The 18,380-nt window shown below is 48.5% G+C and carries 12 protein-coding genes and 7 tRNA genes; 5 read left to right on the top strand and 14 right to left on the bottom strand.

The genetic code is table 11. The features are described from left to right. Positions 1-3 precede the first annotated feature (3 nt). Positions 4-1,062 (bottom strand): PhoH family protein, encoded by a 1,059-nt coding sequence (locus M988_RS14240; protein ID WP_008812747.1) that lies wholly within the window; start codon positions 1,060-1,062, stop codon positions 4-6. A gap of 345 nt (positions 1,063-1,407) precedes the next feature. Beyond that, positions 1,408-2,832: a tRNA (N6-isopentenyl adenosine(37)-C2)-methylthiotransferase MiaB gene (miaB, locus tag M988_RS14235; RefSeq protein ID WP_004096460.1), complete on the bottom strand. Its 1,425-nt coding sequence runs from the start codon at positions 2,830-2,832 to the stop codon at positions 1,408-1,410. 284 nt (positions 2,833-3,116) lie between these two features. On the opposite strand from miaB, the gene ubiF reads away from it, so the two are divergent. Next, a complete protein-coding gene (gene ubiF, locus M988_RS14230; RefSeq protein ID WP_064574645.1) occupies positions 3,117-4,292 on the top strand; it encodes a 3-demethoxyubiquinol 3-hydroxylase in 1,176 nt (391 codons plus the stop codon). A 97-nt stretch (positions 4,293-4,389) separates the two neighbouring features. On the opposite strand, the gene M988_RS14225 is transcribed toward ubiF, so the two are convergent. The 12 genes from M988_RS14225 to nagB all read right to left on the bottom strand — a co-directional run bounded on the left by M988_RS14225 (position 4,390) and on the right by nagB (position 11,745). After that, positions 4,390-4,464, bottom strand: a tRNA-Gln gene (locus M988_RS14225). A 90-nt stretch (positions 4,465-4,554) separates the two neighbouring features. Beyond that, positions 4,555-4,629: transfer RNA gene (locus tag M988_RS14220), tRNA-Gln, on the bottom strand. A 2-nt stretch (positions 4,630-4,631) separates the two neighbouring features. Beyond that, positions 4,632-4,708: transfer RNA gene (locus tag M988_RS14215), tRNA-Met, on the bottom strand. 45 nt (positions 4,709-4,753) lie between these two features. Then, a tRNA-Gln gene (locus M988_RS14210) sits at positions 4,754-4,828 on the bottom strand. A gap of 50 nt (positions 4,829-4,878) precedes the next feature. Beyond that, positions 4,879-4,953: transfer RNA gene (locus tag M988_RS14205), tRNA-Gln, on the bottom strand. A gap of 26 nt (positions 4,954-4,979) precedes the next feature. Then, positions 4,980-5,064 (bottom strand) — tRNA-Leu (locus M988_RS14200). Between the two features lie 28 nt (positions 5,065-5,092). Continuing rightward, positions 5,093-5,169: transfer RNA gene (locus tag M988_RS14195), tRNA-Met, on the bottom strand. Between the two features lie 226 nt (positions 5,170-5,395). Next, complete coding sequence (gene asnB / locus M988_RS14190; RefSeq protein ID WP_004096463.1) at positions 5,396-7,063, bottom strand: asparagine synthase B; 1,668 nt, start codon at positions 7,061-7,063, stop codon at positions 5,396-5,398. Positions 7,064-7,390: 327 nt separating this feature from the next. Beyond that, entirely contained in the window at positions 7,391-8,143 is a 753-nt protein-coding gene (locus M988_RS14185) for an HAD-IIA family hydrolase (protein ID WP_020303874.1), read from the bottom strand. 314 nt (positions 8,144-8,457) lie between these two features. Next, positions 8,458-9,690 carry a DNA-binding transcriptional regulator NagC gene (nagC, locus tag M988_RS14180; RefSeq protein WP_064574643.1) on the bottom strand — a complete coding sequence of 411 codons (1,233 nt, stop codon included), beginning with the start codon at positions 9,688-9,690 and terminating at the stop codon, positions 8,458-8,460. A gap of 75 nt (positions 9,691-9,765) precedes the next feature. Then, complete coding sequence (gene nagA / locus M988_RS14175) at positions 9,766-10,917, bottom strand: N-acetylglucosamine-6-phosphate deacetylase (protein ID WP_064574641.1); 1,152 nt, start codon at positions 10,915-10,917, stop codon at positions 9,766-9,768. 27 nt (positions 10,918-10,944) lie between these two features. After that, the gene (nagB, locus tag M988_RS14170; protein WP_064574639.1) at positions 10,945-11,745 is read right to left on the bottom strand and encodes a glucosamine-6-phosphate deaminase; all 801 of its coding nucleotides are present in this window, start codon (positions 11,743-11,745) and stop codon (positions 10,945-10,947) included. 334 nt (positions 11,746-12,079) lie between these two features. Here nagB and nagE point away from each other — a divergent pair, with 334 nt between their 5' ends. The 4 genes from nagE (at position 12,080) to chiQ (ending at position 18,367) form a co-directional block, all read left to right on the top strand. Beyond that, positions 12,080-14,116: an N-acetylglucosamine-specific PTS transporter subunit IIBC gene (gene nagE, locus M988_RS14165; protein WP_174705410.1), complete on the top strand. Its 2,037-nt coding sequence runs from the start codon at positions 12,080-12,082 to the stop codon at positions 14,114-14,116. Positions 14,117-14,358: 242 nt separating this feature from the next. Then, complete coding sequence (glnS, locus tag M988_RS14160; RefSeq protein WP_008812755.1) at positions 14,359-16,026, top strand: glutamine--tRNA ligase; 1,668 nt, start codon at positions 14,359-14,361, stop codon at positions 16,024-16,026. Between the two features lie 568 nt (positions 16,027-16,594). Further along, positions 16,595-17,980 carry a chitoporin ChiP gene (gene chiP / locus M988_RS14155; RefSeq protein ID WP_064574638.1) on the top strand — a complete coding sequence of 462 codons (1,386 nt, stop codon included), beginning with the start codon at positions 16,595-16,597 and terminating at the stop codon, positions 17,978-17,980. Between the two features lie 57 nt (positions 17,981-18,037). After that, positions 18,038-18,367, top strand: a complete 330-nt coding sequence (chiQ, locus tag M988_RS14150; RefSeq protein ID WP_008812757.1) for a ChiQ/YbfN family lipoprotein — start codon at positions 18,038-18,040, stop codon at positions 18,365-18,367. The last annotated feature ends 13 nt before the right edge of the window (positions 18,368-18,380 follow it).

The raw sequence follows: 18,380 nt of genomic DNA, 5'->3' as shown, positions 1-18,380 counted from the left end.
AGCTTAGTGTGTTTCTTGCCCTGAGGCTGATGTCTGAGCTTCACGCTTGCGCTGTTCAGCCTGCTCATCTTTACGTTTCTGCTCGGCGATTTCCCATGCTTCATAGGCCATAACCACCTGTGCAACGACAGGGTGGCGTACCACGTCTTCGCTGGTTAGGAAGTTGAAGCTGATCTCTTCAACGGAAGAAAGCACTTCAATGGCATGGCGAAGCCCTGATTTTTGCGCACGTGGCAGGTCAATCTGGGTCACGTCACCGGTAATAACCGCTTTTGAGTTAAAACCGATACGGGTCAGGAACATTTTCATCTGCTCGATGGTGGTGTTCTGGCTTTCATCCAGAATAATAAACGCATCATTCAATGTTCGTCCGCGCATGTAGGCCAGCGGCGCAACTTCGATAACGTTACGCTCCATCAGCTTTTCAACGCGTTCAAAGCCCAGCATTTCAAACAACGCATCGTATAACGGGCGCAGGTATGGATCGACTTTTTGGCTCAGATCGCCCGGAAGAAACCCGAGTTTTTCACCGGCTTCAACCGCGGGGCGGGTTAGCAAAATACGGCGAATTTCTTGGCGCTCTAATGCATCCACGGCAGCGGCAACGGCCAAATATGTTTTACCTGTACCGGCAGGACCTACGCCAAAGGTGATGTCATGATCGAGCACGTTAGCAATGTACTGTGCCTGATTAGGGGTGCGAGGCTTGATAACGCCGCGTTTGGTCTTGATATTGACCGCTTTGCCATATTCAGGAACATGGTCTGTAACCTGTTCCAATACACCACTTTCTTTGATTGCCAAATGGACTTGTTCAGGGATGATATCAGGGATATGTCCACGCATCGGCGCAGTATCAACATACAGATGACGCAGGATATCTTTTGCCGCGCTGACACAGGCCGACTTACCCACCAGCTTAAAGTGGTTATCACGATGACTGATTTCTATGCCTAAACGGCGCTGGAGTTGCTTAATATTGTCATCAAACGGGCCACACAGGCTGTTTAGTCGCTGATTATCTGCCGGTTCTAATGCAAGTTCTTCAGTGATAATGTTCAAACTATTCCTCTGAGCTGAATACCCTATAACTAATAGCGTAAATGATACATGGCATAACGCTATTATTCTTCATCTGCGGGCCATTGTGACCAGAATTGTCAATACGCTTCGCAATTTCTCATTATTCAATGGGGGAGGATGCGCGTTATTTCAACGGTGAATAATAAAAAAGCACCGTAGAACGATAATGAGCGTTTCTGACGTCTGATTTTAGGGGAATCGTAGGGATGGGGTCGTAGCAGCTTTAGCTGCCGGAGCGCCCCACCCTGCGGTAAACCCGTGTATCTCGATCTTGTCAACAGCTCGCATTACCGACGCACGGTGCTTAATTTTGCGTATCAAGAACTAAGGCTGATAGCTTCCTACCCCCAGAGCATCCTCTTTTCGGGTTCGCGCAATGACCGACTCCGGGGATTCGTGCACACGCAGATCCATTTGATCTTCGGTACGAACTAATACGCCACGCAGTGAGTTAGTTCTCACTTCTGTGATTTCTACATCGACAAAGGTTCCAACCAATTCCGGTGAGCCTTCAAAGTTCACCACGCGATTGTTTTCAGTACGGCCTGACATTTCCATTACGTTTTTACGTGAAATGCCTTCAACTAAAATACGCTGTACGGTGCCCACCATTTTACGACTGTAGCTCTGAGCTTGCTGGTTGATGCGATCTTGCAGAATATACAGACGCTGCTTTTTCTCTTCTTCTGGTACGTCATCAGCCATATCGGCTGCAGGAGTGCCTGGACGCGGTGAGAATACAAAGCTGTAGCTCACATCGAAATTGACTTCGGCAATCAGTTTCATGGTTTGCTCGAAATCCTCCTGCGTTTCACCAGGGAAGCCAATAATAAAATCAGAACTGATAAGAATATCAGGTCGTGCCTTACGCAGCTTACGGATGATGGACTTATATTCGAGCACTGTGTGAGTGCGCTTCATCAAATTGAGTATGCGGTCGGAGCCGCTTTGCACCGGAAGGTGCAGGAAGCTCACCAGCTCAGGTGTATCTTCATAAACGGCGATAATATCGTCGGTGAATTCGATGGGATGGCTGGTGGTAAAACGAATGCGATCAATGCCGTCAATCGCGGCAACCAAGCGCAGCAGTTCGGCAAACGTACAAATATCGCCGTCGAAAGAGGGGCCGCGGTAGGCATTCACGTTTTGTCCGAGCAGATTGACTTCACGTACGCCTTGAGCCGCTAGCTGAGCGATTTCAAACAGCACGTCGTCGGCAGGGCGGCTGACTTCTTCACCGCGAGTATAAGGCACAACGCAGTAGGTGCAGTATTTATTACAGCCTTCCATGATCGAAACAAAGGCGCTAGGGCCTTCAGCGCGCGGCTCTGGCAGGCGGTCAAATTTTTCAATTTCAGGGAAACTAACGTCAACAACAGGGCTTTTGCTGCCCCGTACCTTGTTAATCATTTCCGGTAGACGGTGCAGTGTTTGTGGGCCAAAAACGATATCCACATAGTGGGCACGTTGGCGCAGCAGTTTACCTTCCTGTGAGGCAACGCAGCCGCCGACGCCGATAATGACGTTCGGGTTGGCTTCTTTCAGCAGCTTCCAGCGACCGAGCTGGTGGAAGACCTTCTCTTGTGCTTTTTCGCGAATTGAGCAGGTATTAAGCAGCAAGACATCTGCCTCTTCGGCATTGTCAGTCAGTTCGAAACCGTGCGTGCTGCCCAGTAAATCAGCCATCTTAGATGAGTCATACTCATTCATCTGACAGCCCCAGGTTTTAATATGCAGTTTTTGTGTCATCGAATTGCCATTGCTATATGCAGGTGGATTTCGGACAGACCGGCACTGGTATCTAAAACAGAATGAATATCGGGTGACCCCGTTTTAGATAATCAAAGGTAGAGGTGTCGGAACAAGCCCATACGCAGGTCGGCTATTGTAATCTTTGCCATTAGCCGTGACTACCCTATCACCTCACGCTTTATGTACCCATAATATCTTGAGCAACGCCAATTATTTCGGGGATAGGCTGAGTCAGAGGTAAAATCCGGTACACTAGGAGCATTAATTGATGGGAGACAGCGATGGCCGAGCAAAAAAGTGATGTGGTGGTAATTGGTGGCGGCATGGTCGGTGCCGCTACGGCGCTAGGATTGGCACAGGCTGGTTTTTCAGTCACGGTAGTAGAGAATCGTCGCCCACGGCCGTTTGACCCGTCACAGCCGCCAGATTTACGAATTTCGGCTATCAGTGCCTCTTCGGTGGCGTTGTTAGACAGCTTAGGCGTTTGGAAAGATGTGCGCCAAATGCGTAGTGCAGCCTATCGTGGTTTGGAAACTTGGGAGTGGGATGCTTCTCGCGTTAGTTTCAGCGCTAAAGATCTGGGGATACCTGAACTAGGCCACATGTTGGAAAATGAGGTATTGCAGCTCGCACTTTGGCAGCACTTGGAGCAGATGCCCAATATTACGCTCAATGTTCCGGCTGAACTAAAAATACTAACGCGGTTAAACGACGGTTGGGGTGTTAGCTTGAATGACGGCAGCCAAATCGAAGCCAAACTGGTTATCGGTGCGGACGGGGCTAACTCACAGGTACGTTCATTAGCCGGCATTGGTGTGCGTGGTTGGCAATATCGCCAATCATGCATGCTGATCTCTGTTCAAACGCAAGATGACCCATTAGACGTCACTTGGCAGCAATTTACGCCACAGGGACCGCGTGCGTTTTTACCGCTGTGGGAAAATTGGGCATCTTTGGTGTGGTATGACAGCCCTGCTCGAATTCGTCAATTGATGGCACTGCCCATGACGCAGCTCACGCAAGAGATCAAGCATACGTTTCCTGAGCGTTTAGGCAATGTCACGGCTATCGCGGCCGGATCTTTCCCGCTGGTGCGACGTCACGCTAACCGCTATGTGCAAGAAGGGCTGGCGCTGTTAGGTGACGCTGCACACACCATTAACCCGCTGGCGGGGCAGGGCGTTAATCTTGGCTATCGTGATGTGGATGCGTTGCTGGATGTCGTAATTAAAGCGCGTCAGCAGGGCGAGATTTGGCACAGCGAGGAGATCCTCAAGCGTTATCAGCGTCGTCGTCGTCCGGACAATTTATTAATGCAGGCAGGCATGGATGTTTTTTATGCTGCGTTCAGCAATGAATTGAAACCGCTACAGCTTATAAGAAACTTCGGTCTGATGGCCGCTGAGCGTTCCGGTGAACTGAAGAAACGGGCGCTGAAATATGCATTAGGTTTATAGTGTGCAAACCCCTCCTTGGTGAAGAGGAGGGGAAACGTCATCGACATCAAATTAAAGACGAAAAAAAAGCCCGCGATAAGCGAGCTTTTTCTTTCTTTGGCTGGGGTACGAGGATTCGAACCTCGGAATGCCGGAATCAGAATCCGGTGCCTTACCGCTTGGCGATACCCCAAATGTTCGTTTAAAACCTTGGGTGCGTGAGTAATCTCTAACGCGGCATCTTACGATGCGTAAACCTGTTAAGAAGACAGACTTATGGAATTGGCTGGGGTACGAGGATTCGAACCTCGGAATGCCGGAATCAGAATCCGGTGCCTTACCGCTTGGCGATACCCCAAATGGTGGCTACGACGGGATTCGAACCTGTGACCCCATCATTATGAGTGATGTGCTCTAACCAACTGAGCTACGTAGCCAACTCAAGGAATTTCTGTGTTGCTTGATTCTATTAGCCAATTCTATGGCTGGGGTACCAGGATTCGAACCTGGGAATGCTGGGATCAAAACCCAGTGCCTTACCGCTTGGCGATACCCCAATCGGGTATAGAATTCAGCAAACCTTTTCGTGGATTTCCGAGGAAAAGGATGGCTGGGGTACCAGGATTCGAACCTGGGAATGCTGGGATCAAAACCCAGTGCCTTACCGCTTGGCGATACCCCATCCGCTGCAAAACCGAGTCGTTTAAATGGTGCGGGAGACGAGACTTGAACTCGTACACCTTGCGGCGCTAGAACCTAAATCTAGTGCGTCTACCAATTTCGCCACTCCCGCTCATTTAATCGAAGGTGTTCAAAATAGATGGTGGCTACGACGGGATTCGAACCTGTGACCCCATCATTATGAGTGATGTGCTCTAACCAACTGAGCTACGTAGCCATCTATTTATCGCCAACCTTCATCGGCGTTGCGGGGCGCATTATGCGTATATGAGAAAGTTGCGTCAACCCCTTTTTTATCGGAAAAGGGCATCTGAAGCACGTTTGCGCGGGGATTATACAGCTCGGTGAGAAAATCAACAAAAATTAGGCTTATTAATGGGCTAAAACAGCGTTAGTGGTAAAAAAAACGGCGAACTATAAAAGTTCGCCGTTTAGTTAAAATGTTATTTTTGATAAGCAGATTGATGTACGCCTACCGCACGACCCGATGGGTCGTCCATTTTTTTGAAAGATTCGTCCCATTCGATAGCTTTTGCCGAGGAGCAAGCAACCGATGGCCCGCCGGGTACACACTCCGCTGCGCTTGGCACTGGGAATAATTCTTCAAAAATTTCGCGATACAAATAGCCTTCTTTTGAGTTTGGCGTGTTGTAAGGGAAGCGGAAATGCGCATTTGCCAACATTTGATCGCTAATCTGCTGATTCGCAGTTTCTTTTAAGGTATCGATCCAGCTATAACCTACGCCATCCGAGAACTGTTCTTTTTGACGCCACGCGACGCTGGCAGGCAGATAGGATTCAAAACATTCGCGCAGAATGTATTTCTCCATTTTGCCGTTACCACACATTTTATCTTTCGGGTTAAGACGCATCGCCACATCAAGGAATTTTTTATCCAAGAACGGCACACGTGCTTCTACCCCCCAGGCTGACATCGCTTTGTTGGCGCGAGCGCAGTCATACATATGCAGAGCGAGCAGCTTACGCACCGTTTCTTCATGGAACTCTTTAGCATTCGGCGCTTTATGGAAATAGAGGTATCCCCCGAATACTTCGTCGGCACCTTCACCGGAAAGCACCATTTTGATGCCCATGGCTTTAATTTTACGCGCCATCAGATACATCGGCGTAGACGCACGAATGGTGGTCACATCATAGGTTTCAATGTGATAAATCACATCGCGAATAGCATCTAAGCCTTCTTGTACGGTGAAATGAATTTCATGATGCACCGTGCCTAAATGGTTCGCGACCTCTTGGGCTGCTTTTAAATCGGGAGAGCCTTCTAAACCGACAGCAAAGGAGTGCAACTGTGGCCACCAGGCTTCACTGCGCTCATCATCTTCCACTCGGCGGGCGGCAAATTTTTTAGTGATGGCTGAAATGACCGAGGAGTCTAACCCGCCGGACAGCAATACGCCGTAAGGTACATCAGACATCAAATGACTTTTTACTGAATCTTCCAGCGCTTCTTTTAGCTGCGCTGCGTCAGTGACGTTATCTTTGACATTGTCGAACTCAAACCAGTCACGTTGATAGTAGCTATGAATCTCACCATCATCGCTCGACATATAGCTACCGGCGGGGAATTCTTTAATCGTGCGGCAAACGGGCACCAGCGCCTTCATTTCAGAAGCCACGTAGAAGTTACCGTGTTCGTCATATCCCATATACAGCGGGATAATCCCTAGGTGATCGCGGCCAATCAGATAGCTGTTTTTGTCAGCGTCATACAGGATAAAAGCAAACATTCCCTGCAACTCATCCAGAAACGCTGCGCCTTTCTCTTCATACAGTGCCAAAATCACTTCGCAGTCGGAGGCGGTCTGGAACTCATAGCGCCCTTCAAAGCGTTGACGCAGTGCCTGATGGTTATAAATTTCACCATTCACGGCTAAAACATGGGTGTGCGCGGCATTGTATAACGGCTGAGCGCCGTTGTTGACGTCAACGATAGACAGACGCTCATGCGCCAGAATCGCGTTATCAGACGCATAAACGCCAGACCAATCTGGGCCACGGTGACGCATTAAGCGTGACAGTTCGAGCGCTTTTTTACGCAGCTCAACAGGATCGGTTTTTAAATCAAGCACACCAAAGATAGAACACATAGATTTCTCCCATACTGCATTGTCGAGTTGTGACGTTGTGGGTCAGTTTTAGGCGGTAAATGGTTTTTGGTTTATGTTACCGCTGCTATGCATAACAAATTGCGTCAAAACCTGAACATAATGCAAGTGGTTTAACTTAATGGTGAGAAATAGTTTGTGCCACCCGCATAAAAATTAGCGGATATTCATTTTGCGCGCGATTTAATTGATGAATCGCTAATTTTTTGCAGCAGGGAGGCGAAGGAGAAAAATGCGGAAAAATAAAATTTCAGCCAATAGCGCCTGCTGGCTATGAAGCGAAGTACTCAGACGCTATTGGCGGGGGAATTAGATGATGTCGATATCCGCAACAGAGGGATAAATGTAATTCGGGCGGAAAGGCATATTATCGACGTCATTTAACGTAGACACGCCAGATAACACGAGAATGGTTTCCAAACCGGCTTGGAAGCCCGCCAGAATATCCGTATTCAAGTTATCACCGATAATAACGGTACTTTCTGAATGGGCCTGCATTTTGTTGAGTGCGGCACGAATAATCCACGGGCTAGGTTTACCTACATAGAAAGGCTTGCGGCCTGAAATTAATTCGATAGGTGCGCACAGCGCGCCACAGGCAGGATAGAAACCACGGCCGTGTGTGTCAGGGTTGGTGGCAATAAAACGCGCGCCGTTAACCACAAAGTAAGAAGCTTTATGGATCATCTCCCAGTTATAAGAACGGGTTTCCCCCACGATAACGAAATCAGGGTTGATGTCGGTAATAGTAAAGCCGGCTTTATACAGTTCGTGGATAAGCGCCCCCTCGCCGATGACATAGGCTTTTTTCCCTTCCTGACGCTTTAGAAAATCAGCGGTTGCCATCGCCGAGGTATAAAAGGCACTTTCAGGGACTTCAAGACCCGCAGCGGAAAAGCGATTAGCTAAATCCTGTGCGGTTTGAGATGGATAGTTGGTTAGAATAACCAGAGGAATGTCTCGTTCCTGAATACGCGCTAAAAATTTATCAGCCCCCGGAACTGGAGTGTTGTCGTGCATCAAAACGCCATCGATGTCACAAATAATACTTTTAATTGTCATAGGGTTATTACTCATTAGATTGACAGACAGATACCCGTCATATTTGAAGCAGTGTGCGCGTTGGCTGCGTTTGTTCACTCTAGTAACATCGTTACCTCTGCGCCTAGTGACTCACAAACTTGCCGACTGCATGCCGCCCCAATTATTTCGGGGGTAAATTGTACCACGCCTGTCAGCAATTCTGATGAGCTTACTCGCGTCAGTGATGACGACCTCTGGGAGCGCAGTAAACTGCGCTTAAATATGCGCCTAGCAGAAGATGTATTGGGGGACGAATACAACTAATGCTGATCCGGTTTTACATAAGCAGAGGATTAGTGCGGATGTTGCCCTTCCAGCAATCGCTGCAGCAGCACGCCGTTAAGCATAGCGCGTTTTACCAGCGCAAAGGCACCAATGGCTGAGCGATGATCAAGCTCTGAGGTCACGACGGGCAGATTTTGGCGGAAATTCTTCAACACCTGCGTATTGATACAGCTTTGAATCGCAGGCAGTAGCGTTTTCTCGGCTTCAATAATCTCACCGGCAATCACGACTTTTTGTGGGTTGAACATATTGATAGCAATGGAGATAGCTCGACCTAAGTAGCGTCCAACCAGCTCAATGACTTCTGTTGCCAGTGCGTCGCCTTTGTTTGCCGCTTTGCAGATAGCGCTGATAGAGCAATCGTCTAGTGTGAGCTTGCTTGGATAGCCTTGCTCTAATAAATGGCGCACACGTTGTTCTATCGCAGCATTGGCTGCCACGGTTTCTAAACAGCCGAAATTACCGCAGTGGCAGCGCTTGCCCAGCGGATCGATTTGGATATGCCCAATCTCACCAACGTTGCCTTTGCTACCAAGGAAGATTTTTTCATTCACGATAATGCCCGCACCGGTGCCGCGGTGTAAGCGTACTAACATTGAGTCTTCGCAGTCGCGTGTTGCCCCAAAATAGTGTTCGGCTAAGGCAAGGCTACGGATATCGTGGCCGACAAAACTTGTCACGTTAAATCGGTCTTCCAGCACGCTAACCAATTGCCAATCGTTAACGGCAATATGGGGCATGTAGCGCACGATACCGTGTTGGGGATCGACTAGACCAGGGAGGATCACGGCGATAGCAATCAGCTCACGAATTTTGCGCTGATAGGCCAGCATGAACTGATCGATGTTATTCAGCAGTGCGTTTTCCACTGTTTCCTGAGTGCGTTCAGGTAACGGATAATGTTCTTCCGCCAATGCCTTTCCGCTCATATCATATAGGGTGATGGTGGCGTCATGGCGCCCTAAGCGGATAGCGATAGTGTTGAAAAGGCGGGTTTCGGTAACAATGGAAATGGCACGGCGGCCACCGGTAGACGCTTGCTGATCGACTTCTTTTATCAGCCCGCGTTCTAGCAGTTGGCGGGTAATTTTGGTGACGCTGGCAGGGGCAAGCTGGCTCACTTCGGCAATTTGAATGCGCGAAATAGGGCCTTGCAGGTCAATCAAACGATAAACAGCTGCACTGTTAAGCTGTTTGACCAGATCTACATTACCGATTTGTCCTTGCCCGCCTGTGGTCATCAATTTATTACCCGCGATTAAAAATAGATATCAAGTTATAAAAGAGAGCGCGCAGACTGAAGTACGTTCTCTCTATTATTTGTTTTCGTAAACAGTTTCACCGTTCACAATGGTTTTGATCACACGGTAATCTGAAGTGAAGGCCGTCAGGTTAGCGACTTTCCCCTCTTCGATACTGCCCAGTTGTGTATCAACGCCAACCGCGCGAGCAGGGTAAAGCGTAGCCATCCGCAAGGCTTCATCGAGCGCGATTCCCACGTGTTCCACGCTGTTCTGTACCGCTTCGATCATGGTGAGCGCTGAGCCACTCAGCGTGCCATTTTCATCAACCACTAAACCATTGCGGTAATATACTGTTTTTCCGGCAAAAATGAAGTGATCGATATTCGCTCCTGCGGGAGCTGTGGCATCAGTGACCAACACGAGGTGCTCGCCTTTCAGACGTTTAGCCAGACGGATGCTTGGCCAGGCAACATGATGGCCGTCGGCAATGATCCCTGCGTAAACTTCAGGGGTATCAAAAATAGCGCCCATTAGCCCTGGTGCACGGCCAGCAATGACTGGCATGGCATTATACAGGTGCGTGGCGAAGCTCATGCCTGCGGCAAAACCTTTGCGGCCTTCTTCATAAGTCGCATTAGAGTGGCCTGCAGACACCACGATACCCGCAGCTTTAAGCTGTTTGATAGACTCCGGCGTGGCGACTTCCGGTGCCATGGTCACTTTAGCGATCGCATCGGCATGCTCACACATGAAATCAATCATGTCATGATCGGGCTTACGGATGAATTTGGGATTATGGGTGCCTTTCTTTTCCAAGCTGATATAAGGGCCTTCGATATGCAGACCCAGCGCTTGGTTCTGGTGTTTAGCCAGATAGCTGCGCATCACGTCGATACCGTGCTTCATTAAGTCATCGGCACAGGTGATTAGCGTTGGTAAATAGCTAGTACAGCCTGATTTTTCATTGGCATGCTGCATGATTTCCAGCGTTTCTTCAGAAACCGCTTCGGCAGAATCATTAAACTGGACGCCACCACAGCCATTAAGCTGCAGATCGATGAAACCAGGAGCAAGGATTGCTCCGCCCAGATCGTGAGTTTCGATGCCTGACGGAAGCTCAGCGACAGGACAGATCTGTTTAATTAAGCCATTGGCGATCATTACTGCATGGTCGTCGAGAATATCGTGGCCGGTATAAATCCGACAATGGGTCAGAGCGTACATCACATCCCCCTGGTTACAGGTTGAAAATTATAAATTCTTCATATTTTCCGCTTCTAATTCGCGGAAGTACTTAACGGTTTTAACCTTCAGTTCCATCGTGGAAGGTTCATCACATACGATGACTGATTTTGGATGAAGCTGTAGGGCACTGATGGTCCACATATGGTTAACACTGCCTTCAACGGCGGCTTGCAGCGACTGAGCTTTGGTGTGACCGGTGACCAGAATCATCACTTCTTCGGCATCAAGCAGCGTACCAACACCCACGGTTAATGCGTATTTTGGCACTTTAGTCATGTCGCCATCAAAGAATCGAGAGTTAGCGATGCGCGTTTCTTCTGTCAGCGTTTTGATACGGGTGCGAGAAGCCAACGATGAGGCCGGCTCGTTAAATGCAATATGACCGTCGTTGCCTACACCGCCCATAAACAGATTGATTTTGCCGTAGGACTTAATCTTCTCTTCATAGCGGCGGCATTCAGTGTCTACGTCAGGCGCGTTGCCGTTAAGTAAGTTAATGTTTTCACGTGGGATATCTACGTGATTGAAAAAATTATTATACATGAAGCTATGGTAGCTTTCCGGATGCTCTTCCGGCAGTCCGATGTACTCGTCCATGTTGAACGTCACAACGTTTTTAAAGCTAACTTCGCCTGCTTTGTGGAGTTCGATTAGGCGTTTGTAGGTTTGTAGCGGTGTACCGCCAGTCGGCAAGCCGAGCACAAATGGACGTTCAGCCGTTGGTTTAAACGCATTGATGCGGTTAACAATATGACGAGCAGACCATAAACCTACGTCTGCAGCATTACTCAGTGGGATCAGTCTCATAGGGCACCTTTAGCTAATATAAATCTATATTAAAAACGGGGGTCCACATCGCTCTTATAAAGCGTAATGCATCTTAACCACTTCTGTGTGACCTAACGCCGCTTTGATTTTTCGAATGATAAAATAAGTTTTGTAGGATGGCTAGCAATTAGGCATATTTAGAGCCTCCTTTGGTGATATTTATCACAAAACCAGAGGTTTTAATTTGCGGAGAAAAATAATTTTTTTACACTCCAGAATGTAGTCCATACTGTCAACTTAATAATTAAGTGAGTTACGACGAGACCATGAGTAGTGCCAATTCGAGCATTGACGGGTCCAATAGGGGGAAATGGTGAGTATTTTAGGTTATTTGCAAAAAGTCGGCCGTGCGCTGATGGTACCGGTAGCTACGCTACCGGCTGCCGCAATACTGATGGGTGTCGGTTACTGGATTGACCCGGTAGGTTGGGGGGGCGATAACGCGTTAGCCGCCTTCTTCATCAAGTCGGGCTCTGCCATTATCGATAACATGTCTGTACTGTTTGCGATCGGTGTCGCATACGGTATGTCTAAAGATAAAGATGGTGCGGCCGCATTAACCGGCTTTGTAGGCTTCTTGGTATTAACCACGCTGTGTTCTCCAGCCGCGGTCGCCATGATTCAGAAGATCCCTGCGGATCAGGTTCCTGCTGCATTCGGTAAGATTAACAACCAGTTCGTTGGTATTCTGGTTGGTATTATCTCTGCTGAACTGTACAACCGTTTCAGCGGTGTGGAACTCCCGAAGGCGCTGTCTTTCTTCAGTGGCCGCCGTCTGGTTCCGATCCTAACTTCCTTCGTGATGATTCTGGTTGCATTCATCCTGATGTACATCTGGCCGTTAATTTTTGACGGATTGGTGAACTTCGGTGAACACATTCAGAAAATGGGCTCAGTGGGCGCGGGTATCTATGCGTTCTTTAACCGTCTATTAATCCCTGTTGGCCTGCATCATGCTCTGAACTCTGTGTTCTGGTTTGACGTTGCAGGTATTAACGATATTCCTAACTTCCTGGGTGGCGCACAGTCTATCGAAGCGGGTAAAGCCGTCGTGGGTATCACTGGTCGTTATCAGGCAGGTTTCTTCCCAATCATGATGTTTGGTTTACCTGGTGCGGCACTGGCGATTTACCACTGTGCTCGTCCAGAAAACAAAGCAAAAGTGGCAGGTATCATGATGGCCGCGGCATTCGCAGCCTTCTTTACGGGTATCACCGAGCCGTTGGAATTCTCCTTCATGTTCGTTGCTCCAGTTCTGTATGTTATCCATGCATTACTGACCGGTATCTCTGTATTCATCGCAGCATCTATGCACTGGATTGCCGGCTTCGGCTTCAGCGCGGGGCTGGTGGATATGGTTCTGTCCTCACGTAACCCGCTGGCAACTCACTGGTACATGTTGATCCCTCAGGGTCTCGTGTTCTTCGTGATTTACTACGTGGTATTCCGCTTCACTATCACCAAATTTAACCTGCTGACTCCTGGCCGTGAACTGGCAACTGATGCTGATGAAAGCGCTGATGGCTACGATCTGGATCTGGACAATGCGAAAGGTGGTAACGAAACGGCTAATCTGGCGCGTAACTACATTGCTGCGGTAGGCGGTTCTGCCAATATCACGGGTATTGATGCGTGTATCACTCGTCTGCGTCTGACCGTGAAAGACTCTGCGATTGTTAATGACAGTCTGGCAAAACGTTTGGGGGCATCCGGTGTTATTCGTCTGAATAAGCAGAGTGTTCAGGTCATCGTGGGGACTCGCGCAGAAGCCATTGCAACAGCAATGCGTGGCGTGATGGCTGCGGGCCCGGTTGAAGCGGCAACAGCACATGCTGCGCCAGCAGCGACTGAAGCCAAAGCACAGGCAACACCAAACGCTGCAGCCGTGGTGAAGGCAACTCTGGTTTCTCCAATTACCGGTGAAGTCGTGGCGCTGGATCAGGTTCCTGATGAAGCTTTCGCAAGCAAAGCAGTCGGTGACGGCGTTGCGGTTCGTCCAACGGATAAATTCGTTGTGTCCCCAGCGCGCGGCACGATCGTAAAAATCTTCAACACTAACCATGCATTCTGTCTGGAAACGGATGAAGGTGCGGAAGTTGTGGTTCATATGGGCATCGACACCGTTTCTCTGAATGGCCAAGGCTTTAAACGTCTGGTTGAAGAGGGCGCAGAGGTGAAAGCAGGTCAGCCAATTCTTGAAATGGATTTGGACTACTTGAATGCTAATGCACGCTCCATGATTAGTCCGGTTGTCGTCAGCAATATCGATGATTTCGGTGGACTGAAAGCGCTGGCAGCGGGTCATGTGGTGGCCGGTGAAACCAAGCTGTACGATATCACTGCGAAATAACTGACTCGTTAATACATCATTTCCAAGTGAGTAAACGGAGAGGGGGAAACCCTCTCCGTTTTTTTGTTTTTGGCGCGTGCTGATATAGAGTGGTGAGTAGTAGATCGACAACCTTTTGGCATACTTTCGAGATAACCACAGAAAAAACGCCGTGATAATGGCAACAAACGGTTGTTTCCCGCCACAGGTTGTAAGATCATTATTGGTTATGAGTCGCGTTTTTAGGCATAGAGGAATAGAAAATGAGTGAGGCTGAAGCCCGCCCAAGTAACTTTATCCGTCAGATCATCGATGAAGATCTGGCATCCGGTAAACATAATTCAGTTCATACCCGTTTTCCGCCGGAGCCAAATGGCTACCTGCACATTGGCCACGCCAAATCCATTTGCCTGAACTTTGGCATCGCCAAAGATTATCAAGGTCAGTGTAACCTGCGCTTTGATGACACCAACCCGGTGAAAGAAGACATTGAATACGTTGAGTCAATTAAACGCGACGTACAGTGGCTAGGTTTCGAGTGGAGTGGCGCAGTGCGTTATTCCTCCGACTACTTCGATCAACTGCACCAGTACGCGATAGAATTGATTACTAAGGGCTTGGCTTATGTTGATGAGCTGACTCCTGAGCAGATCCGTGAATACCGCGGCACCTTGACGTCTCCGGGTAAAAATAGCCCGTACCGTGACCGCAGCGTTGAAGAGAATCTGGCTTTGTTCGAAAAAATGCGTAACGGCGAGTTTGCCGAGGGCACAGCGTGCCTGCGCGCCAAGATCGACATGGCTTCTCCGTTCATTGTTATGCGCGATCCGGTTTTGTATCGTATCAAGTTTGCTGAACATCACCAGACGGGCAACAAATGGTGCATCTACCCGATGTACGATTTTACTCACTGCATTTCTGATGCCTTGGAAGGGATTACACATTCACTGTGTACTCTGGAGTTCCAAGACAACCGCCGTTTGTACGATTGGGTATTAGATAACATCACTATCCCAACGCATCCGCGTCAGTACGAGTTTTCTCGTCTGAATCTCGAGTATGCCATCATGTCGAAGCGTAAGCTGAACCAGTTGGTAACAGAGAAGATCGTAGAAGGCTGGGATGATCCTCGTATGCCAACGATTTCCGGCCTACGTCGCCGTGGCTATACGGCAGCCTCTATCCGCGAATTCTGCCAGCGTATCGGCGTGACTAAGCAAGACAACAACGTAGAAATGGCTGCGCTGGAATCGTGTATTCGTGACGATCTGAACGAAATTGCGCCGCGAGCCATGGCTGTGCTGGATCCGGTGAAAGTTGTCATCGAGAATATGCCTGCGGATAGCGTAGAAATGATCGCGATGCCAAATCATCCGAACAAGCCTGAAATGGGTAAGCGCGAAGTGCCATTTAGCAGCGAGATCTACATCGATCGTGCTGACTTCCGCGAAGAAGCCAACAAACAGTACAAGCGTTTGGTGTTGGGTAAAGAAGTGCGTCTGCGTAACGCCTATGTGATTAAAGCAGAACGCGTTGAGAAAGATGCAGAGGGTGAAATTACCACCATTTACTGTACCTATGACCCAGATACCTTAAGCAAAGATCCTGCTGATGGTCGTAAGGTGAAAGGCGTTATTCACTGGGTTTCTGCAAGTCATGCAGTACCGGCTGAATTCCATCTGTACGATCGTTTGTTCAGCGTGGCTAACCCAGGCGCAGCGGAAGACTTCTTGTCTACCATCAACCCTGAATCTTTGGTGATTCGCAGCGGTTTTGTTGAGCCAAGTCTGGGGGAGGCAACTTCAGACGTGACTTATCAGTTTGAGCGAGAAGGCTACTTCTGTGCCGATTGTCGCTACTCGAAGCCTGACCATTTGGTGTTTAACCGCACCGTGGGTCTGCGCGATACGTGGGCAAAAGCTGGCGTATAATGTTCAGATAGCGTTATCGTAAATTTGTTGATTCTGTGAAGCCACTCGCAATGCTGCGAGTGGCTTTTTTTATGCCTATCAGTAGCAAAGTGCTGTATCGGTATTTTCAAATTAGGTCATAAATGTAAAAAAAATAGTTTACTGATGTTATTTCTCGTCGAGCATAAATATTGCTGAAATATTCGTTTCGCGAATTAATTAGATCTAATTCCCCGATGATACTAAATGCTACTCACCTCTCTCTCCTTTTGTTTTATAAGTAAATTCCCTGATACTTACAATGGTATTACAAATATAATGCTGTTTTAAAAGGGGATTTTACGTGACCTAGACATGAAATGTGTCACATGTAACAAAACATTAAAATATGTGCACTCGGTCAAGAATTGACACAATTGTTTTACTTTTCATTTGATAATTCGCGTCGCGAAAAATAGTCTAAGAAGGTAGGTGAGCAATTGGGTTATTTACTCCACTACGAATTAACTTTTTCCCATTTTAGGGGTTTTGCGTCCTAGGCCGGTGAACGTCGAAGGTCGCGTTTTTCAAGTCAAAGAGGAATTATTCTATGGTTACGCATCGTGTGAGGCGCAATGCTCTGACGCTTGCCATAACAGGGGTGTTATTAGGCAGTGGTTTTTATGCTATGCCAGAAGCCAAAGCTGAAGGTTTTATTGATGATTCAACGCTAACGGGCGGTATCTATTACTGGCAGCGTGAGCGTGACCGTAAAGACGTCACTACGGGCAACTATGAAACCAACCTGAACCACTCAACGTGGAACGCAAACCTCGACTTCTCGTCAGGGTATGCCGCAGATATGTTCGGTATTGATATTGCCGCATTCACCGCGATTGAAATGGCTGAGAACCACGATAGCGGACACCCCAACGAAATTGCATTCTCCTCGAAAAACAAAGGCTACGACGAAGACTACTCCGGCGATAAAAGTGGCATTAGCCTTTACAAAGCGGCGGCTAAATTTAAATACGGTCCAGTTTGGGCACGCGCTGGTTACATTCAGCCAACGGGCCAAACGCTATTAGCGCCACACTGGAGCTTTATGCCAGGTACCTATCAAGGCGCTGAAGCGGGGGCCAACTTTGACTACGGTGATGCAGGGGCGTTGAGCTTCTCCTACATGTGGACGGATAAATATAAAGCGCCGTGGCACACCGAAGTGGATGGTTTCTACCAGAACGACAAAAAGACCGGCGTTTCTTATTTGCATTCTTTAGGCGCCAAGTATGACTTTAAAAATGATTTTATATTAGAAGCAGCGTTTGGACAGGCTGAAGGATATATCGATCAGTATTTCGCCAAAGGTTCCTACAAGTTTGACGTAGCGGGCAATCCGATGACGACCAGCTATCAGTTCTATGGTACCCGAGATCGTGTGCATGACGGTGGCGTGAACGATATCTACGACGGCACGGCATGGCTGCAGGCGTTGACCTTAGGTTACAAAGTGGGGCAGTTCGATTTCCGCTTAGAGGGAACCTATGTGAAAGCGGAAGGTAATCAGGGCTACTTCTTACAGCGTATGACCCCAACCTATGCCTCTTCTAACGGACGTTTGGATATCTGGTGGGATAATCGCTCCGACTTCAACGCCAACGGCGAGAAAGCCATTTTCGGCGGCGTGATGTATGACCTCAGTAAGTGGGATATGCCGGGCTTTGCGGTGGGTGGCTCTTATGTTTACGCATGGGATGCAAAGCCGAGCACGAATCCTCAATACGATCAGAGTCAGCGTGTGAAAGAGAGCGCTTACAGCTTGGATGCGATGTACACCATTCAGGATGGTCGCGCTAAAGGCACTCTGTTCAAACTGCACTTCACTCAGTACGACAACCACTCCGACAACCCGAGCTGGGGCGGTGGTTACGGCAACATGTTCCAGGATGAACGCGACGTTAAGTTCATCGTCATTGCACCGTTCACCATCTTCTAAGCCTGAGACTCTGCACGTTTAACTCCACATGCAGAGTCACTTTGACGGGATATAAATATGAAAAAAACTCTATTGGTTATTGCTGCAGTCGTGGGACTGAGCGGTTGTGTGCAGCAGTCCACTGCGCCGCAAGAAGATCTCAAGCTCAAACAGGCCTATAGCAACTGTATTAACACGGCTGAAGGTAACCCAGACAAAGTGGACGCTTGCCAGTCAGTCCTCAATGTATTGAAGCAAAGTAAACAGCATCAGGCATTTGCCGAAAAGGAAAGCGTACGCGTATTCGATTACCAGAACTGTATTCAGGCGGCCAAAACCGGCGCTGGCGACAACTACCAGCAGGCCTGTGGCAAAGTTTGGCAAGAAATTCGCAACAACAATAACTGATTCAGGATGAGGC

Origin of the sequence: Hafnia paralvei ATCC 29927 (assembly GCF_001655005.1) — a bacterium.
GTDB lineage: Bacteria > Pseudomonadota > Gammaproteobacteria > Enterobacterales > Enterobacteriaceae > Hafnia > Hafnia paralvei.
Note: the sequence above shows the minus strand (reverse complement) of the source record. Positions and strands in the feature narration are given on the sequence as shown.

Excerpts from the sequence above, each read along its gene's own strand:
- miaB (WP_004096460.1), bottom strand. The coding sequence starts at position 2,832 with ATGACACAAAAACTGCATATTAAAACCTGGGGCTGTCAGATGAATGAG.
- ubiF (WP_064574645.1), top strand. The coding sequence starts at position 3,117 with ATGGCCGAGCAAAAAAGTGATGTGGTGGTAATTGGTGGCGGCATGGTC.
- asnB (WP_004096463.1), bottom strand. The coding sequence starts at position 7,063 with ATGTGTTCTATCTTTGGTGTGCTTGATTTAAAAACCGATCCTGTTGAG.
- M988_RS14185 (WP_020303874.1), bottom strand. The coding sequence starts at position 8,143 with ATGACAATTAAAAGTATTATTTGTGACATCGATGGCGTTTTGATGCAC.
- nagC (WP_064574643.1), bottom strand. The coding sequence starts at position 9,690 with ATGACCACAGGCGGGCAAGGACAAATCGGTAATGTAGATCTGGTCAAA.
- nagA (WP_064574641.1), bottom strand. The coding sequence starts at position 10,917 with ATGTACGCTCTGACCCATTGTCGGATTTATACCGGCCACGATATTCTC.
- nagB (WP_064574639.1), bottom strand. The coding sequence starts at position 11,745 with ATGAGACTGATCCCACTGAGTAATGCTGCAGACGTAGGTTTATGGTCT.
- glnS (WP_008812755.1), top strand. The coding sequence starts at position 14,359 with ATGAGTGAGGCTGAAGCCCGCCCAAGTAACTTTATCCGTCAGATCATC.
- chiP (WP_064574638.1), top strand. The coding sequence starts at position 16,595 with ATGGTTACGCATCGTGTGAGGCGCAATGCTCTGACGCTTGCCATAACA.
- chiQ (WP_008812757.1), top strand. The coding sequence starts at position 18,038 with ATGAAAAAAACTCTATTGGTTATTGCTGCAGTCGTGGGACTGAGCGGT.